Source organism: Kitasatospora saccharophila, assembly GCF_039529925.1.
GTDB lineage: Bacteria > Actinomycetota > Actinomycetes > Streptomycetales > Streptomycetaceae > Kitasatospora > Kitasatospora saccharophila.
In genome coordinates, this window is sequence record NZ_BAAANS010000032.1 from 26,487 (window position 1) to 41,483 (window position 14,997).

The 14,997-nt window shown below is 77.1% G+C and carries 10 protein-coding genes; 6 read left to right on the forward strand and 4 right to left on the reverse strand.

What is annotated here, in order from left to right; all coding sequences use genetic code 11:
- Positions 1-75: 75 nt before the first annotated feature.
- The 4 genes from ABD345_RS22890 to ABD345_RS22905 all read right to left on the reverse strand — a co-directional run bounded on the left by ABD345_RS22890 (position 76) and on the right by ABD345_RS22905 (position 6,794).
- A complete protein-coding gene (locus tag ABD345_RS22890; RefSeq protein WP_344554463.1) occupies positions 76-1,542 on the reverse strand; it encodes a pyridoxal phosphate-dependent decarboxylase family protein in 1,467 nt (488 codons plus the stop codon).
- Complete coding sequence (locus tag ABD345_RS22895) at positions 1,539-2,954, reverse strand: MFS transporter (protein ID WP_344554464.1); 1,416 nt, start codon at positions 2,952-2,954, stop codon at positions 1,539-1,541. Before ABD345_RS22895 ends, ABD345_RS22890 begins: the two co-directional genes overlap by 4 nt.
- Positions 2,951-3,568, reverse strand: a complete 618-nt coding sequence (locus ABD345_RS22900; protein WP_344554465.1) for a TetR/AcrR family transcriptional regulator — start codon at positions 3,566-3,568, stop codon at positions 2,951-2,953. The genes ABD345_RS22895 and ABD345_RS22900 overlap by 4 nt, the downstream gene beginning before the upstream one ends.
- A gap of 145 nt (positions 3,569-3,713) precedes the next feature.
- Positions 3,714-6,794 carry an AfsR/SARP family transcriptional regulator gene (locus tag ABD345_RS22905; RefSeq protein WP_344554466.1) on the reverse strand — a complete coding sequence of 1,027 codons (3,081 nt, stop codon included), beginning with the start codon at positions 6,792-6,794 and terminating at the stop codon, positions 3,714-3,716.
- A gap of 264 nt (positions 6,795-7,058) precedes the next feature.
- On the opposite strand from ABD345_RS22905, the gene ABD345_RS22910 reads away from it, so the two are divergent.
- From ABD345_RS22910 to ABD345_RS22935, 6 genes are read left to right on the forward strand one after another with little or no spacing between them, the layout of a single operon-like run.
- A complete protein-coding gene (locus ABD345_RS22910; RefSeq protein ID WP_344554467.1) occupies positions 7,059-8,093 on the forward strand; it encodes a ScbA/BarX family gamma-butyrolactone biosynthesis protein in 1,035 nt (344 codons plus the stop codon).
- Positions 8,084-8,761, forward strand: coding sequence for an HAD family hydrolase (locus ABD345_RS22915; protein ID WP_344554468.1), 678 nt, complete (start codon positions 8,084-8,086; stop codon positions 8,759-8,761). Before ABD345_RS22910 ends, ABD345_RS22915 begins: the two co-directional genes overlap by 10 nt.
- Positions 8,758-10,413, forward strand: a complete 1,656-nt coding sequence (locus ABD345_RS22920; protein ID WP_344554469.1) for an FAD-dependent monooxygenase — start codon at positions 8,758-8,760, stop codon at positions 10,411-10,413. Before ABD345_RS22915 ends, ABD345_RS22920 begins: the two co-directional genes overlap by 4 nt.
- Positions 10,398-12,710, forward strand: coding sequence for an MMPL family transporter (locus ABD345_RS22925; protein ID WP_344554470.1), 2,313 nt, complete (start codon positions 10,398-10,400; stop codon positions 12,708-12,710). Before ABD345_RS22920 ends, ABD345_RS22925 begins: the two co-directional genes overlap by 16 nt.
- Positions 12,707-13,741 carry an NAD-dependent epimerase/dehydratase family protein gene (locus ABD345_RS22930; RefSeq protein ID WP_344554471.1) on the forward strand — a complete coding sequence of 345 codons (1,035 nt, stop codon included), beginning with the start codon at positions 12,707-12,709 and terminating at the stop codon, positions 13,739-13,741. The genes ABD345_RS22925 and ABD345_RS22930 overlap by 4 nt, the downstream gene beginning before the upstream one ends.
- On the forward strand, positions 13,738-14,961 hold the full coding sequence (locus tag ABD345_RS22935) for an alpha/beta hydrolase (protein WP_344554472.1): 1,224 nt from the start codon (positions 13,738-13,740) through the stop codon (positions 14,959-14,961). Before ABD345_RS22930 ends, ABD345_RS22935 begins: the two co-directional genes overlap by 4 nt.
- Positions 14,962-14,997 lie beyond the last annotated feature (36 nt).

Genomic DNA, 14,997 nt, shown 5'->3' on the forward strand with positions numbered 1-14,997 from the left:
AGCAGCACGGACACGCCGATGGGCTCCGGCCGTCAGCAGCACGGCCCCGCCGTTCCCCGGGCCCCTGAAGATTCCCTACTTCCCCAGGTAGGGGGAGTACAGCGCCGACAGGAACCGCGTCGCCAACTGGTCGCGCAGGTGCGGGGGGAGGGCGTTCAGGAGGCGGTTGACGCCGGCCATCCGGGTGGCGGCCTCGGGGGAGAGGTCGAGGCCGGTGGCGGGCAGGAGGGCGGCGAAGGTCGCGTCGTCCAGGGTGGTGAAGTCGAGCCCGTCGAGCAGGGCGAGGATCTCGGTGGGCGGGGCGACCGGCCCGCGGGCGCGGACCGCGGCGACGCTCTCGCGCAGGGCGTCGAGCAGCGCGTCCACGCCGTGCCCGCTGACGCCGGTGAGCGTGACGTGCAGGCTGGCGGGCAGGCCGTCGACGCTCAGCTGGGGCTGGAGGAAGAAGCCGCGGGCGCGGGACTCGTCGGCGAGCTCCCACAGGTCGACGGGGTCGTCGCCCTCGGTGCCGATGGCGACCAGCGTCGCGTCCGGCGTGCCGAGCACCCGCAGGCCGTCGACGGCCCCGACGCCCGCGACCAGCCGCCGGGTGGCGTCGAGCGCCGCGCGCCCCAACTCCCGGTAGCCGTCGGCCCCGAGGGCCTGCAGGGTGGCCCAGGCGCCGGCCAGCGGGCCGGCGCCCTTGCTGCTCTGGACGGTGGAGTTGACCACCGGGTAGCCGGGCCACTGGGCGCAGGCGAAGTACGCGGCGAGCCGCATCGGCTGGTCGCGGAAGAGCAGCACGGACGCCCCCTTGGGCGCGTACCCGAACTTGTGCAGGTCGCAGGAGAGCGAGGTGACGCCGGGCACCGACAGGTCGAACGGCGGGACCTCGGCCCCGGCCTCGGCGAGCCAGGGCAGCAGCCAGCCGCCCACGCAGGCGTCCACGTGGCAGGGCAGGCCGCGCTCGGCGGCGGCCGCGGCGATCGCCGCGACCGGGTCGACCACGCCGTGCGCGTACGAGGGCGCGGAGGCGACCACCAGGACGGTCCGCTCGGTGCAGGCCGCGGCCATCGCCGCCGGGACGGCCCGGAAGGTCTCCGGGTCGACCGGCACCGCGACGACCTTGACCTTCAGGTACGTCCCGGCCTTGAAGAACGCGGCGTGCGCCGTCGCGGGCACCACGATCTCGGGCTCGGCGACCTCGGGCCGGGCGTCCCGGGCCGCCTTCACCGCGAGCAGGATCGACTCGGTGCCGCCGCTGGTGAAGATGCCGGGGGTGCGCTCGTCCCCGCCGAGCCGGGCGGCGACCGCGCCGACCACCTGGCGCTCCAGCGCGACGATGCTCGGGAAGGCCGTCGGGTCGAGGCCGTTGACCTCCAGCATGGCCAGGTAGGCGCCCTCGGCGGCGGCCCGCACCTCGGGCCGCCCGGCGTCGTAGGTGTAGGCGGTGGTGCGCCCGCCGCGGGTGGGCAGGTCGGCGGCGGTGAGGGCGCGCAGTTCGGCGAGCAGGTCCTCGGCGGGGCGGCCGGCGTCCGGGAGACCGGTCTGGCGGTCCGTCATGAGATTTCTCCAGCGGGTGAGTCGACGACAACGGCGGGGGTGGCGGCCCGGCGGCGCCCGTACGCGCGCAGCGCGGGCAGCGAGGCCAGCATCAGCAGGGCCGGGACGAGGCTGAATCCGAGCAGGACGCCCGCCCGGGCGGTGGCGGTCTGCGCGACGGGGTGGTCGGTGGTGGAGGAGGCGAACCCGGCGGCGGCCAGCGCCAGCGAGAACAGCCCGGGCCCGGCGGCCAGTCCGGCGGTCTCGCCCGCCGTCCACAGCCCGGTGAACGCCCCGGACTGCAGCCGCCCGGTGCGGGCCGCGTCCGCGTGCACGGTGTCCGGCAGCAGCGACAGCGGCAACACCTGCAGCGCCGCGTACGCCACGCCCAGCAGCGCGCACAGCACCAGCGTGGCGGTGACCCGCGCCGCCCCCGTCCCGGCGGCGGGCCACAGCGCGGCCGAGGCCAGCACGAACAGCACGGTCGCCGCGCCCAGGCAGCGCAGCCGCCCCCACCGGGCGGCGGCCCGGCCCCACAGCGGGACGGCGACGGCGCTCGGCGCCACCAGGCAGACGAACAGCACCGAGGTCAGGCCGTAGCCGCCCAGCCAGTAGGTGGCGGTGTACGGGGCGGCCGCCAGCATGATCGCCACCGCGGCGGCCTGCAGCACGAACGCGCCCAGCAGCGCGAAGAACGCCCGGTTGCCGCGCGCGGTGCGCAGCGCCGCCCGCAGCCCGAGCGGCTCCGGGCCGGGCCGGGCGGGCACCCGGCGCGAGCCCAGCGCGGGCACCAGCAGCGTCGCCAGCAGCAGGACGGCGACCACGGCGCCCATCACCGCGTACCCGCGCCGCCCGTCCCCGGCCAGCGACACCACGGCCGGGGCCAGCCCGCCCGCGACCAGGATGCCGACGGTCAGGCAGACGATCCGCCACACCATGATCCGGGTGCGCTCCCCGGGCCGGTCCGACATCTCGGCGGGCAGCGCCACGTACGGGACCTGGAACAGCGCGAAGGCGCTGGAGGCCAGCACGAAGGTGACCGCGACCCAGGCGGCCGCGCCGGAGCCGGTCAGCGGGGAGAGGAACATCGCGGCGAAGGCCACCGGCAGGGCCAGCGCCCCGGCCAGCAGGATCCGGGTGCGGCGGCCGGTGCGCAGCGCCTCCCGGTCGCTGGCGGCGCCCACGGTCGGGTTGAACAGCGCGTCCCACGCCTTGGGCAGCGCCACGACCAGGCCCGCGACCCCGGCGGGCACGCCCAGCGCGTCGGTCATGAAGTACAGCAGCAGCAGGCCGGGGACGGTCGAGTGGATGCCCGTCCCGACCGAGCCGAGCGCGTACCCGGCGAGCTGCCGCCGGCCTATGCCGCCCGTACCGTCCGTGCTGCCGGTGCCGCCTATGCCGTCGGTGCCGCCGCCTATGCCGCCGCCGCTCACCGCTCGCCCCCGAGGCCCAGTTCGCGCAGCACCAGGCCGTGCAGGTGCTCCCGGAACCGCGGCACCTGGCCGCGGATCATCGACCGGCAGAAGCCGTGTACCGTCCACAGCACCGTCCACACCGCCAACTCGGCCCGCTCCGGCGGCACTTCGGGCAGTGCGGCGGCCAGCGCGTCGCGCACCGACTCCAGCAGCGGCCGGGTGTACTCCTCCTCCAGCCCGGCGAACTCGGCGGCGTCTGCCAGCCAGCGGCGCATCCATAGCGCGGGGACGTCCGGCCGCTCCAGGCAGAAGTCCAGGTACCGGTCGGCGAAGGCGACGGCCGCCCCCGCCGGGTCCGCGGCCGCCCGCGCCCCGAAGTCCCGCAACGCCCCGCCCACCGCCGCCAGTTCGGCCTCGTGCGCGCGCCGCATCACCTCCCGGTACAGGTCCGCCTTCCCGCCCACGTGGTACGCCACGGTGGCGACGTTCAGCCCGGCGGCGGCCGCGATGGTCCGGGTGGTGGTGCCGTCGTAGCCGTGCTCGGCGAACAGTTCGGTGGCGGCCGCGACGATCCGCTCCCGGCTCAGATCGGCCTGGCTCGGGGCGGGGGGCGGGGGCGGTGGCTCGGTCATGGCGGGGAGCGTACGCGCGCCACCTGCGTCAATCAACCGTTTGATTGATACGGCTGCATGAAATCCGCGGCCCCGGCGGCGGCGGCGGCGACGGCCCGGCCGGGGCCCGGGGCGCTTGCTCCCGGACCGGGCCGGGAGGGCGGCGTCAGCAGCCCAGGTGTTCCCGGTCGGCCGGGGCGGGGCCGGGGACGGCGCCCGGGGCGGTGCGCAGGCGGCCCTCGATGCGCAGGGCCTCGGCGGCCAGCGGGAGGTGGCCGAGGTCGGTGGCGGCGGCCCGGACCCGGCCCGCGTAGTCCGCGGCGCGCGGGGTGTCGCCCCGGCGCAGGGCGGTCTCGGCGAGGCCGAGCAGCGCCTGGAGTTCGGCCCGGCGGTAGCCGAGTCGGGTGGCCAGGGCCAGCGCGGCGCGGTGGCGGGCGGCGGCGGTGTCGGTGTCGCCGGTGGCCAGTGCGGTGGCGGCCGTCGCGTTCAGGCACTCGGCCTCGATCCAGTGGTCGCCGTGGGCCTGCGCGACGTGCAGCGCGCCCTGGGCGTCCGTCAGGGCGCGCTGCGGCCGGTCGCCGTCCGCCCGCAGCAGGCTGAGCCGGGCCAGGGCGAGCGCCTCGGCCCGCCGGTGGCCGCCGTCGCGGCCGAGCGCGAGGGCGGCGCGCAGCGAGCGGACGGCGTTCTCCGGCCGGCCCAGGGCGGAGTGCAGGACGCCCAGTTCGACCAGGGCCATGGTCTCGACGGCGGTCGCGCCGATGGTCCGGGCCAGCCGCAGCACCTGGGTGCAGTGCCGGTACGCCTCTTCGGCGCGGCCCGCGTCGAACTCGGTCCGGCCGAGCGCCGACAGCGAGGTGGCCAGGCCGAGCCGGTCGCCGGTGCGGGCGTGCACGTCGACGGCGGCGGTCAGCAGCGTCCGGGCGGCCTTCAGGGTGCCGCGGATCCAGGCGGCCCGGCCGAGCTGGTCCAGCGCGGACGCCTCGATCCGGTCCAGGCCGAGTTCGCGGCCGAGCGCCAGCGCCTGCCGGGCGTGTTCGGCACCCTCCTCCACCAGGGCGGAGTTGTGCTCGGCGTCGCTGAGGTTGAGCAGCATGGCGGCCTCGGCCCGCCGGTCGCCGGCCCGCCGGGCGGCGGTCAGTCCGGCTTCGGCCAGCCGGCACCACTGCGCGGTGCGGGCGCGCTGCTTGCAGAACGTCCGCAGTGCGTCGGCGAGTTGCCACACCGGCGGGTACGGTCCGGCGATGGCGGCGTGCAGGACGGCCGCCGTCAGGTTGTCGAACTCGCGCTCCAGGTCGGTCGTTTCGAGGTCGGCGTCGAGTTCGGGGCCCGGGACGTCGGAGCCCGGGACGTCGGGGCCGGGGAGGCCGCGCCCCTCGGCGCGGAGCACGGCGGCCAGGTAGTGACCCAGCAGCCGGTGCGACGCCTCGTCCCGCCGGGCGGCGGGCACCTCCCGGTGGGCGCGCTCCTGGGCGAACAGCCGCAGCAGCTCGTGCGGGAAGCGGTAGCGGTCGGCGGCGCGTTCCAGCAGGTTGGCGACCTCCAGGTCGCGCATCCCGCGTTCGGTCGCGGCCGGCCCGCGGCCGGCCATCGCGGCGGCGGCCCGGACAGTGAAGTCCGGCCCGGGGACGAGTCCGAGCAGGCAGAACAGCTCCCGGTCGTCCGGCGGGAGCAGGTCGTAGGAGAGGCCGATCGAGCAGTCCAGCGCGGTCTGCGCCTCGTCCGGGACGGAGATCGCGGCGACCCGGTCGCGGGCCAGTTCGCGGGCGATCCGGGCGAGCGGGAGGTCGGCCCGGTGGGCGGCGTTGGCGGCGACGATCCGCAGGGCCAGCGGGAGTCCGGAGCAGAGCGCGACGATCCGGTCGACCGCCGCGCCGTCCCGGCCCTGGTCGGGGCCGAGCAGCGAGCCGACCAGTTCCCGGGACTCCTCGTCGGGCAGCACCGGGACGACCAGCCGGTGGGCGTCCTCCCGCACGGTCAGGCTGATCATGCGGCGCCGGCCGGTCACCAGCACGGCGCACCGGTGGCCGCCGGGCAGCAGCGGCCGGATCTGGTCGGCGTCCCGCGCGTCGTCCAGCACCACCAGCACGGCCCGGCCGGCCAGGATCGACCGGTAGAGGCCGATCCGTTCGCCGAGTTCCCGGGGCAGGCGTTCGGCGGGCACCCCGAGGGCGCGCAGGAAGCCGCCGAGCACTTCGGACGGGTCGGCGGGCAGGCCGCGGCCGAAGCCGTGCAGGTCGGCGAAGAGCTGCCCGTCCGGGAAGAGTCCGGCGGCCCGGTGGGCGGCGCGCAGGGCCAGCGCGCTCTTGCCGACCCCGGCGGTGCCCTCCAGGCAGACCAGTGGCGGCGGCCCGGTCGGCACCAGCAGTTCGGCGAGCCGGGCGGCGAGCGCCGTGCGGCCGACGAACACCCGCTGCGGCGGCGGGAGTTGGGCCGGCGGGAGCTGGGCCGGGGTGAGGCCGGCGGGCGCCGGGTCGGGCGGTGCGGCGGGGCGGGCCGGGTCCGGCGCGTCCGAGGTCATCCGCAGGACCTGCTCCTGGGCGGCCCGCAGGTGCGGGCCGGGGTCGAGGCCGTGCTCGTCGGCGAGCCGGCGCCGGGCCCGGTCGTGCTCGGCCAGCGCCTCGGCGGGCCGGCCGGCCCGGGCCAGCGCCAGCACCAGTTGGGCCCGGAAGCGTTCGCGCAGCGGGTGTTCGGCGGTCAGCCGACGCAGCTCGGACAGCCGGTCGGGCAGTCGGCCCAGCTCCAGCTCGGCGTCGAACAGGTCCTCCTTGGCGGCCAGCCAGGACTCGGTGAGCCGCAGCCGCAGCGGTTCGAGGCCGGGGCCGCCCACCCCCTGCGCCAGCGGGCCACGCCACAGCGCCACGGCCTCGGCGAGCGCCGCCGCGGCGGCGGCCGGGTCACCGGCGGTCCGGGCGGTGCGGCCCGCGGCGAGCAGCGCCTCGAACCGTTCGACGTCCACCGTGCCGTCCGGCGCCAGCACGTACCCGGCGTCGGTCCAGGAGAGTTCGGCGACGCCCTGCAGGGCGCGGCGCAGCCCCGAGACGTACTTCTGCACCAGGTTGACGCCGCGCTCGGGGGCGTCGGTGCCCCACACCAGTTCGACGATCCGTGAAGTCGACACCGGTCGGCGGCAGTTGAGGATCAGGACGGTCAGCACCGCCCGCTGTCTGGGCGGTCCGAGGTCCGTCTCCGCCGACCCCCGCCGCACCCGAACCGGTCCGAGCACCTCGAACCGCGTCCCGCCCGTCATCGCCCCGCCCCGATGCCATCCGTGGACCAACCAACCCCGCGCGACGCTACCACCGCGCCGCGGCCCCGGCCGGGCTTTCGCGCCGCCGTCACGGGCCCGTCGCAGCACCGCTTCCCGGTGGCTTCCCGTCCGTTTCAGCCGACGGGAAGCGCGGACCGGGACAGTGGTCACCGAGGCGGGGCGCGGTGGGGGAACGCAGCGGACCCCGGGCACACGGCGGTGCCCCGCCCACGGAACTCAGATGTCACACGGGGGGCAACACACATGAACGCGATACCCGAAGTCCTACCGCGCGATCCGAAGGAGCACGAGGGGCACCGGCCGCAGGCCGACCTCCGCTTCGACGCGACGGTGCCGCGCGCCCTGGTGCACCGCGCCGCGGTCGCCGAGGTCTTCGTCACCGACTCCGCCCGGATCACGGGGGCACAGCCCCCCGACGACCGGCACACCTTCGAGGTGGCCGCCCAACTGCCGCGCGGCCACGTGGTCGGCGAGCACGGCGGCAGCTACGACTTCCTGCTGCTGGTCGAGGTGCTGCGGCAGTCCGGCGTGCTGGTCGCCCACCGCTACCTGGACGTGCCGCTCGACCGGGCCTTCATCTTCAGCGCCCTCAACCTGGACGTGTTCGGCCTGGAGGCGCTGCGGATCGGCCCCCGCCCGGCCCAGGCCGTGCTCTCCACCACCGTCAGCCCGCAGCGCAACGGCGCCGGCCGGGTGCTCGGCTTCGACTTCACCGGCACCCTCTGGCTGGACGGCGAGCCCGCCATCGTCGGCTCCGGCGCGCTGACCTTCGTCAGCACCCGGGCCTTCCAGATGCTCCGGGCCGGCAACCGCAAGAAGCTGGACGGCCGCTCGCCGCGCCACCCGCAACTGCTGCGCGCCGAACCCGCCCTGGTCGGCCGCCGCGACGAGGCCAACACGGTGCTGACCGAGCCCTCGGTCAGCGACTCCGGCACCGCCTCGGCGCTGCTGGTGGTCGACACCGGGCACCCGCACCTGTTCGACCACCAGCTGGACCACGTGCCCGGCAACCTCCAGCTGGAGGCCGCCCGGCAGCTGTCCGTCGCGGCGGTCGCCAAGCTGCACGGACTGCCCGCGGAGAGCCTGGTGGTCACCGCCGCCCGGGCCGAGTTCACCGACTTCGCCGAGCTCGACCTGGTCACCAGGGCGGTCGCCCGGGTCGGCCAGGCGGGCTTCGACGGCGACCTCGGCGCCGTCACCGTCCCGGTGGAGATCACGGTGTCCCAGGAGGACCACCCGGTCGCCACCCTCGCCATCGAGGTGACCCAGTGGAGCTGACCCCCGGACACCCGCCGGTCGGGCCCGTCGACACCGTGGTGTTCGACTACGGCGGCGTCCTGACCAACCCGCTGTCGGAGACCTTCGCCGCCTTCGGCCGCCGCACCGGCATCGAACTCGCCGACATCGCCCGGGCGTTCGCCGCCGCCACCGAGCGCCACGGGATCAGCCCGATGGCCGAGCTGGAGGTCGCCGCGATCACCGAGCGGGAGTTCACCGAGCGGCTGCTCGCCGAACTCCCGCCGGGCTCGGAGGCCGCCCTGGCGGGCCGCCCGTTCGGCGAGCTGTGGTTCCTCGGCCGCCGGGCCAACGACCGGATCGTCGACTACGCGCGCAAGCTCAAGGCCGACGGGTACCGGATCGCGCTGCTCACCAACAACGTCGCGGAGTGGGGCCCGCGCTGGCGCGCCACCCTCCCGGTCGAGGAGCTGTTCGACGCGGTCGTCGACTCCTCCGCGGAGCGGGTCCGCAAGCCCGACCCGGAGCTGTACCGGCGGCTGCTGACCCGGCTCGGCACCACCGCCGGGCACTGCCTGCTGGTCGACGACACCGCGGAGAACTGCGCGGCCGCCGAACGGCTCGGCCTCGGGGCCGTGCTGTTCCAGGACGACGCGCAGGCCGTCCGGGACGTCGACGCGCTGCTGGCCGCCGGGGCGGGGGAGCGGTGAGCGCCGCCCCCGAGGTCCTGGTCGCGGGGGCCGGCCCGACCGGCCTGACCACGGCCTGCACCCTGCTCCAGCACGGCGTGCCGGTCCGGCTGGTCGACCGCCGCTCCTGCTTCACCCCCGAGCCGAAGGCCCTGGTGCTGTGGAGCGGCGCCCTGGAGGCGCTGCACCGGCTCGGCGTCGCCGACGCGCTCGCCGAGCGCGCCCTGCCGCTCAACGGCGCCTCCTACTGGTCGGGCGGCCGCCGACTGGCCGGCGTCCGCTTCGGCGGCCTGACCGGGACCCGCTTCCCCCGGCCGCTGTGCGTGCCCCAGCCGGTCACCGAGGAACTGCTCTACGAGCGGCTGCTCGACCTCGGTGGCCGGGTCGAGTGGGGCACCGCCGTCACCTCGGTCACCACCGCCGACGGCCGCGCCGAAACCGGCCTGACCAGGGCCGACGGCACCGCCGAGACGGTGTCGGTGCCCTGGCTGGTCGGCGCCGACGGCACCCGCAGCACCGTCCGGGAGAGCATCGGCGTCCCGTACGGGGGCAGCAGCTACGACCGCGAGTTCGTGCTCGGCGACGGCCGGATCGACGGCGACCTGCCGCCCGACGAGGCCCAGTACCACCTCAGCCCGGACGGCGTCCTGGTGCTGGTCGCGCTGCCCGACGGCGGGCACCGGATCTTCTTCGACCTGCCGCCCGGCAGCCGCACCGGCCCGCCCGACGCCGCCGAGCTCCAGCAACTCCTGGACGCCCGCGGCCGCGGCCGCTGGACCGTCCGGGAGACCTGGTGGACCAGCCGCTTCCGGGTGCACACCAAGGTCGCCGCACGCTTCCGGGAGGGCCCCGTCCTGCTGGCCGGCGACGCCGCGCACGCGCACAGCCCGGCCGGCGGGCAGGGCCTCAACACCGGCGTCCAGGACGGCTTCGACGCCGGCTGGAAACTCGCCGCGGTGCTCCGCGGCGCCGACCCGGCCCTGCTCGACAGCTACGACCCGGAGCGCCGGCCCGCCTCCGCCAGGGCGGTGCGCAACTCCGAACGGCAGACCAGGCTCTGGCTGCTCAGGCCCCGCCCGGCCCGGGCGCTGCGCGACCTGCTGCTCGGCGCGCTCGCCCGGACCGGCGCCCTGGAACGCCGGATCGTCCCCGAACTCGCCCAGCTCGAACTCGACCTGACGGCCAGTCCGGCCGTCCGGTCGGGCACCGCCCCCGGCGCCCCCGTCCCCGGCCGCCGACTCGGCGACGCCCCGCTGCGGCCCCTGCGCGGCACCTCGGCCACCAGCCTGCACGACTACCTGGCGACCGGCCGGCACACCGTGCTGGTCGCGGGCGACGGCCCGGCCGCCGCCCGCGCGGCCGAGCGGGCCACCGCCGAACTCGTCCGGCGCGGCCTGCCCGACCTCACCGACGTCCTGCTGCTGCTGGCACCCGGCACCGCCGCGGACGACCCCGAAGGCCCCGCGGGCCCCGACCTCGCGGCCGGCACCCTGCCCGGCACCCCGCCGGCCGCCGGCACCGCCCTGGCCTGCCTGCTGCGCCCGGACGGCGTGGTCGCCGCGACCGTCGCCCTCGACCGGCCCGACCGGGTGGACGCGCTGCTGTCCGCGCTGCCCACCGGGCGGCGCTCCACCGCCCCCGCCCCGCGAGGACCCCGATGCTCCACCGACTGAGCCGGACGGTCACCCTCCGGCCCCGCACCGTCCTGCTGTTCGCGGTGGTCTTCCTGATCAACGCGCTGGTCGTCGGGACCGGGGTCACCGACCGCCTGCACAACGGCGGCACCACCGACCCGTCCGCCGAGTCGGCGCACGCCGCCGCCCTGCTCGAACAGGCCTTCCCCGGCGGCTCGCCCAACCTGGTGCTGGAGGTCACCGCCGCGGACGGCGGCACCGTCGACAGCCCCGCCACCGCCCGGGCCGGCGCCCGGCTCGGCGAACGGCTGGCCTTCGAACCCGGCGTCGCCGGCGTCGGCTCCTACTGGCAGACCGGCGCCGTCGAACTGCGCTCCGCCGACCACCGCAAGGCACTGGTCGTCGCCCGGATCGAGGGCGACGAGGACCGGGCCCGGACCGTCCTCGACCGGATCGCCCCGCACTACCGGGGCAGCCCCGACGGCCTGCCCGAACTGCACGTCGCACTCGGCGGCACGGTCGCCGTCCGCGAGCAGATGCAGAGCACCATCGCCGAGGACCTGGCCCGCGCCGAGCTGATCGCGCTGCCGATCACCCTGCTGATCCTGGTCCTGGTGTTCCGCGGCCTGACCGCCGCCCTGCTGCCGCTGGCCGTCGGGATCTGCGCGATCCTCGGCACCAACGCCGCGCTGCGGGTGATCACCTCCTTCACCGAGGTGTCGGTGTTCGCGCAGAACCTCACCACCGCGCTCGGCCTCGGCCTGGCCATCGACTACGCGCTGCTCGTGGTCCGCCGCTTCCGCGAGGAGCGGGCCCGCGGCTCGGAGGTCCGCGCGGCGGTCGCCACCACCCTGCGGACCGCCGGCCGGGCGGTGCTGTTCTCCGCGCTGACCGTCGCCGTCTCGCTCTCCGCGATGCTGGTCTTCCCGCTGTACTTCCTGCGCTCCTTCGCCTACGCGGGCATCAGCGTGGTGCTGATCGCCGCCGCCGCCGCGCTGGTCGTGCTGCCCGCGCTGCTCACCCTGCTCGGCCACCGGATCGACTCGCTGCGCATCCCGCTGCCCCGCCGCCGGGGCCGCCCGGGCGCCGCCGGCGGCGAGCCCGGCGCCGGCTGGCACCGGGCCGCGACCGCGGTGATGCGCCGCGCCCCGCTGTTCGCGCTCGCCGTCACCGCCCTGCTGCTGGCCGCCGGGGCCCCGTTCCTGCGGGTCCAGTTCGCCGCCGCCGACGACCGGCAGCTGCCGGCCGGGGCCGAGGCCCGGGTCGTCCAGCAGGCCGTCCGGGACGAGTTCACGGCCGGCGCCACCGGGGCCGTCGAGGTGCTCGTGCACACCACGACCACCGCCACCGGCACCGTCACCGGGCCCGACCGGGCCGCGCTCGCCGACTTCGCGGCGAAGCTCTCCGCGCTGCCCGGCGTCAGCGAGGTCGCCACCCCGCTCGGCCCCTACCGGGCCGGCGCCCCCGCCGGCGCGGCCGGCCCCGCCGACAGCGTCCGCACCGCCGACGGCTACGGCCACCTGACGGTGACCCCCGCCGACCGGCGCGGCGACGTCTCCGAGGCCAACCAGGACCTGGTCGGCGAGATCCGCCGGGCCGGGCGGGACTTCCCCGCGCTGCGGCCGGCGGTCGGCGGCCAGGCCGCGAGCCTGGTCGACGCCAAGCACGCCATCGCGGTGCGGCTGCTGCCCGCCGGGGCACTGATCGCCGGCGCCACCCTGGTGCTGGTCTTCCTGCTCACCGGCAGCCTGCTGATCCCGCTGCAGGCCGTCCTGCTGAACGCGCTCAGCCTCACCGCGATGTTCGGCGTGGTGGTCTGGGTCTTCCAGGAGGGCCACCTGTCCGGGACGCTCGGCTTCACCCCGACCGGCAGCGTCGAGACCACCCTGCCGGTGCTGATGTTCTGCGTCGCCTTCGGCCTCTCCATGGACTACGGGGTCTTCCTGCTCGCCCGGGTCAAGGAGGAGCGCGACCGCGGCGCCGACCCGCGCGGGGCCGTCGCCGCCGGCATCCGGCACACCGGCGGGCTGATCACCGCCGCGGCGGTGATCCTCTCGGTGGTGCTGGTCGCGATCGGCACCTCCCGGATCACCAACACCAAGATGCTCGGCCTCGGCGTCGCGCTCGCCGTCCTGGTCGACGCCACCGTGGTGCGCTGCGTCCTCGTCCCCGCCGTGATGGCGCTCGGCGGCCGCGCCACCTGGTGGGCGCCCGCCCCGCTGCGGCGCTTCCAGGAGCGCTTCGGCCTGCGCGAGGAGGCCCGCCCGGCCCCCGCGCCCGCGTCTGCGCCCGTCGTTGACGCCGAACCGCCCGCCGCCGGGAAGGAGACCCGATGAACGACGTCCGCCCCGCGCCCGACCGGGTCGTGGTCACCGGCGCCACCGGCCTGCTCGGCGGCGCCGTGGTCCGCGCCCTGCTGGCCGACGGCCACCGGGTGACGGCGCTGGTCCGCGACCGCGACAAGGCCGCCCGGCTGCTCCCCGCCGACGCCCGGATCACCGTCGCGGCCGCCGACGTCACCGACCCGGCCGCCTACCGCCCCGCCCTGCGCGGCGCCGACGCCGTCGTGCACACCGCCGCGTACTTCCGCGAGTACTACCAGCCCGGCGCCGACCCCGCCCGGATGCACGCCGTCAACGTCGAGGCCGTCACCGCGCTGCTGCGCGAGGCCGTGGACGCGGGCGTGCCCACCGTCGTCCACACCAGTTCGATCACCACGATCGGCCCCGGCACCCCCGGGGCGCCCGCCGACGAGGACACCCCGCCGCCCGCGCGCTGGGAGCGCAACGGCTACCGGGCCAGCAAGGTCCGCGCCGAGCGGGCCGTCGCCGAGTTCTGCGCCCGCGAGGGGCTGACCGTCCCGCTGGTGCTGCCCGGCTGGATGTGGGGGCCGGGCGACGACGGCCCCACCTCGGCGGGACGGCTGTTCCTGTCCGTCGCCCGGGGCGAGCTGCGGGCCGTGCCGCGCTCCGGCAACCACGTGGTCGACGCCCGCGACGTCGCCGACGCCTGCGTCGCCGCGCTCACCCGCGGCCGCGGCCTGCGCCGCTACGCGGTGGCCGGCTCCTGGTACGGCCTGCACGACCTGGTCGGCGGCATCGCCGCCGCCACCGGCCGGCCCGCCCCCCGGGAGATCCCGGCCGCCGCCGCGCTCGCCTTCGCCACCGTCCTCGAACAGGGCGCCCGGCTGCGCCGCCGCCCCCCGGTCGCCACCCGGGAGGGCGTCCGGGTGCTGCTCGACGGCGCCCGCACCCGGATCTCCTCCGCCCGCGCCCGGCAGGAGCTCGGCACCGCCTTCCGGCCGCTCGCCGACACCCTCGCGGACGAGGCCCGCTGGTACCGCGACCACGGGCGGCTCCCGGCATGACCACCACCGACCCCGCAAGGACCGAAGAAAGGGCCGCCGCCGTGCCCCGCTCCAGGAAAGCCGCCCTGTGGACCACCGTGGCGGCGCTGCTCGCGCTGTCACCCGCCGCGGCCGCCGTCGCGGTCCGCGCCGACGGCGCCGGGGCCCCGGCCGCCGCCCCCGCCCCCGCCGCCGCCCCGGCCGCGCCGACCGCCGAGCACGCCGAACGGGCCGCCGCCGACACCCGCGCCCGGCTGGCCGCCGAGGACATCGTCGACGTCCCGGTCAGCTTCACCGTCCAGAACACCGACCGGACCCCGGCCGCCTGCCCCGTCGACGGCCGCACCTACCGGGTCAGCGGCCACCTCACCGCCCCCGCCGCGCTGCTCGCCGACGGCGCCGGGCCGCGCGCCGTCACCCTCTACGAGCACGGCATCGCGGCCGGCGAGTGGTACTGGCGGCTGGACGCGCCCGGCTACCACCACACCGAGGAGATGGCCCGCAAGGGCGACGCCTCGCTCACCATCGACCGGCTCGGCTACGGCGCCAGCGACAAGCCCGACGGCTTCGAGAGCTGCATCGGCGGCCAGGCCGACATCGCCCACCAGATCGTCCAGCAGCTCCGCTCCGGCGGCTACCGGGCGGACGGCCGGGCCGCCGTCCCGTTCGACAGGGTGGTGCTGGCCGGGCAGTCCAACGGCGGCCAGATCTCCGAGATCGAGGCGTACACCTTCCAGGACGTCGACGGCCTGGTGCTGATGGACTGGGCCGACCTCGGCCTCACCCCGCAGGCCAACGCCCGGTTCTTCACCTCGCTGCAGACCTGCCTGCACGGCGGGTCCCCGGTCGACGGCGCCGCCGGCCCCGGCGGCTACGCCTACTACGACCTGGGCACCGAGGAGTTCCAGGCCGGCAACTTCCACGACACCGACCCCGCCGTGCTCGCCCTCGCCGCCCCGCACCAGAACCGGCACCCCTGCGGCGACATGGCCTCCCAGCTGAACGCCGTCCTGGTCGACCTGCGGCACCTCGCGGACATCAAGGTCCCGGTGCTGTTCCTGTACGGCGAGAAGGACGCCCGCGTCCAGGGCGGCGCCGAGCACCGCGCCCTGTTCACCGGTGCCGCCGACACCCAGCTGGTCGAGATCCCGGGCGCCGGCCACTACATGGGCATGGCCCGGGACGCCCACCAGGTCCACGACAGCCTCGCCGACTGGCTGGCGGCCCACCGGCTGCGCTGAACCCGCCGACCGAACCCGCCCCCGACCCAGGAGACC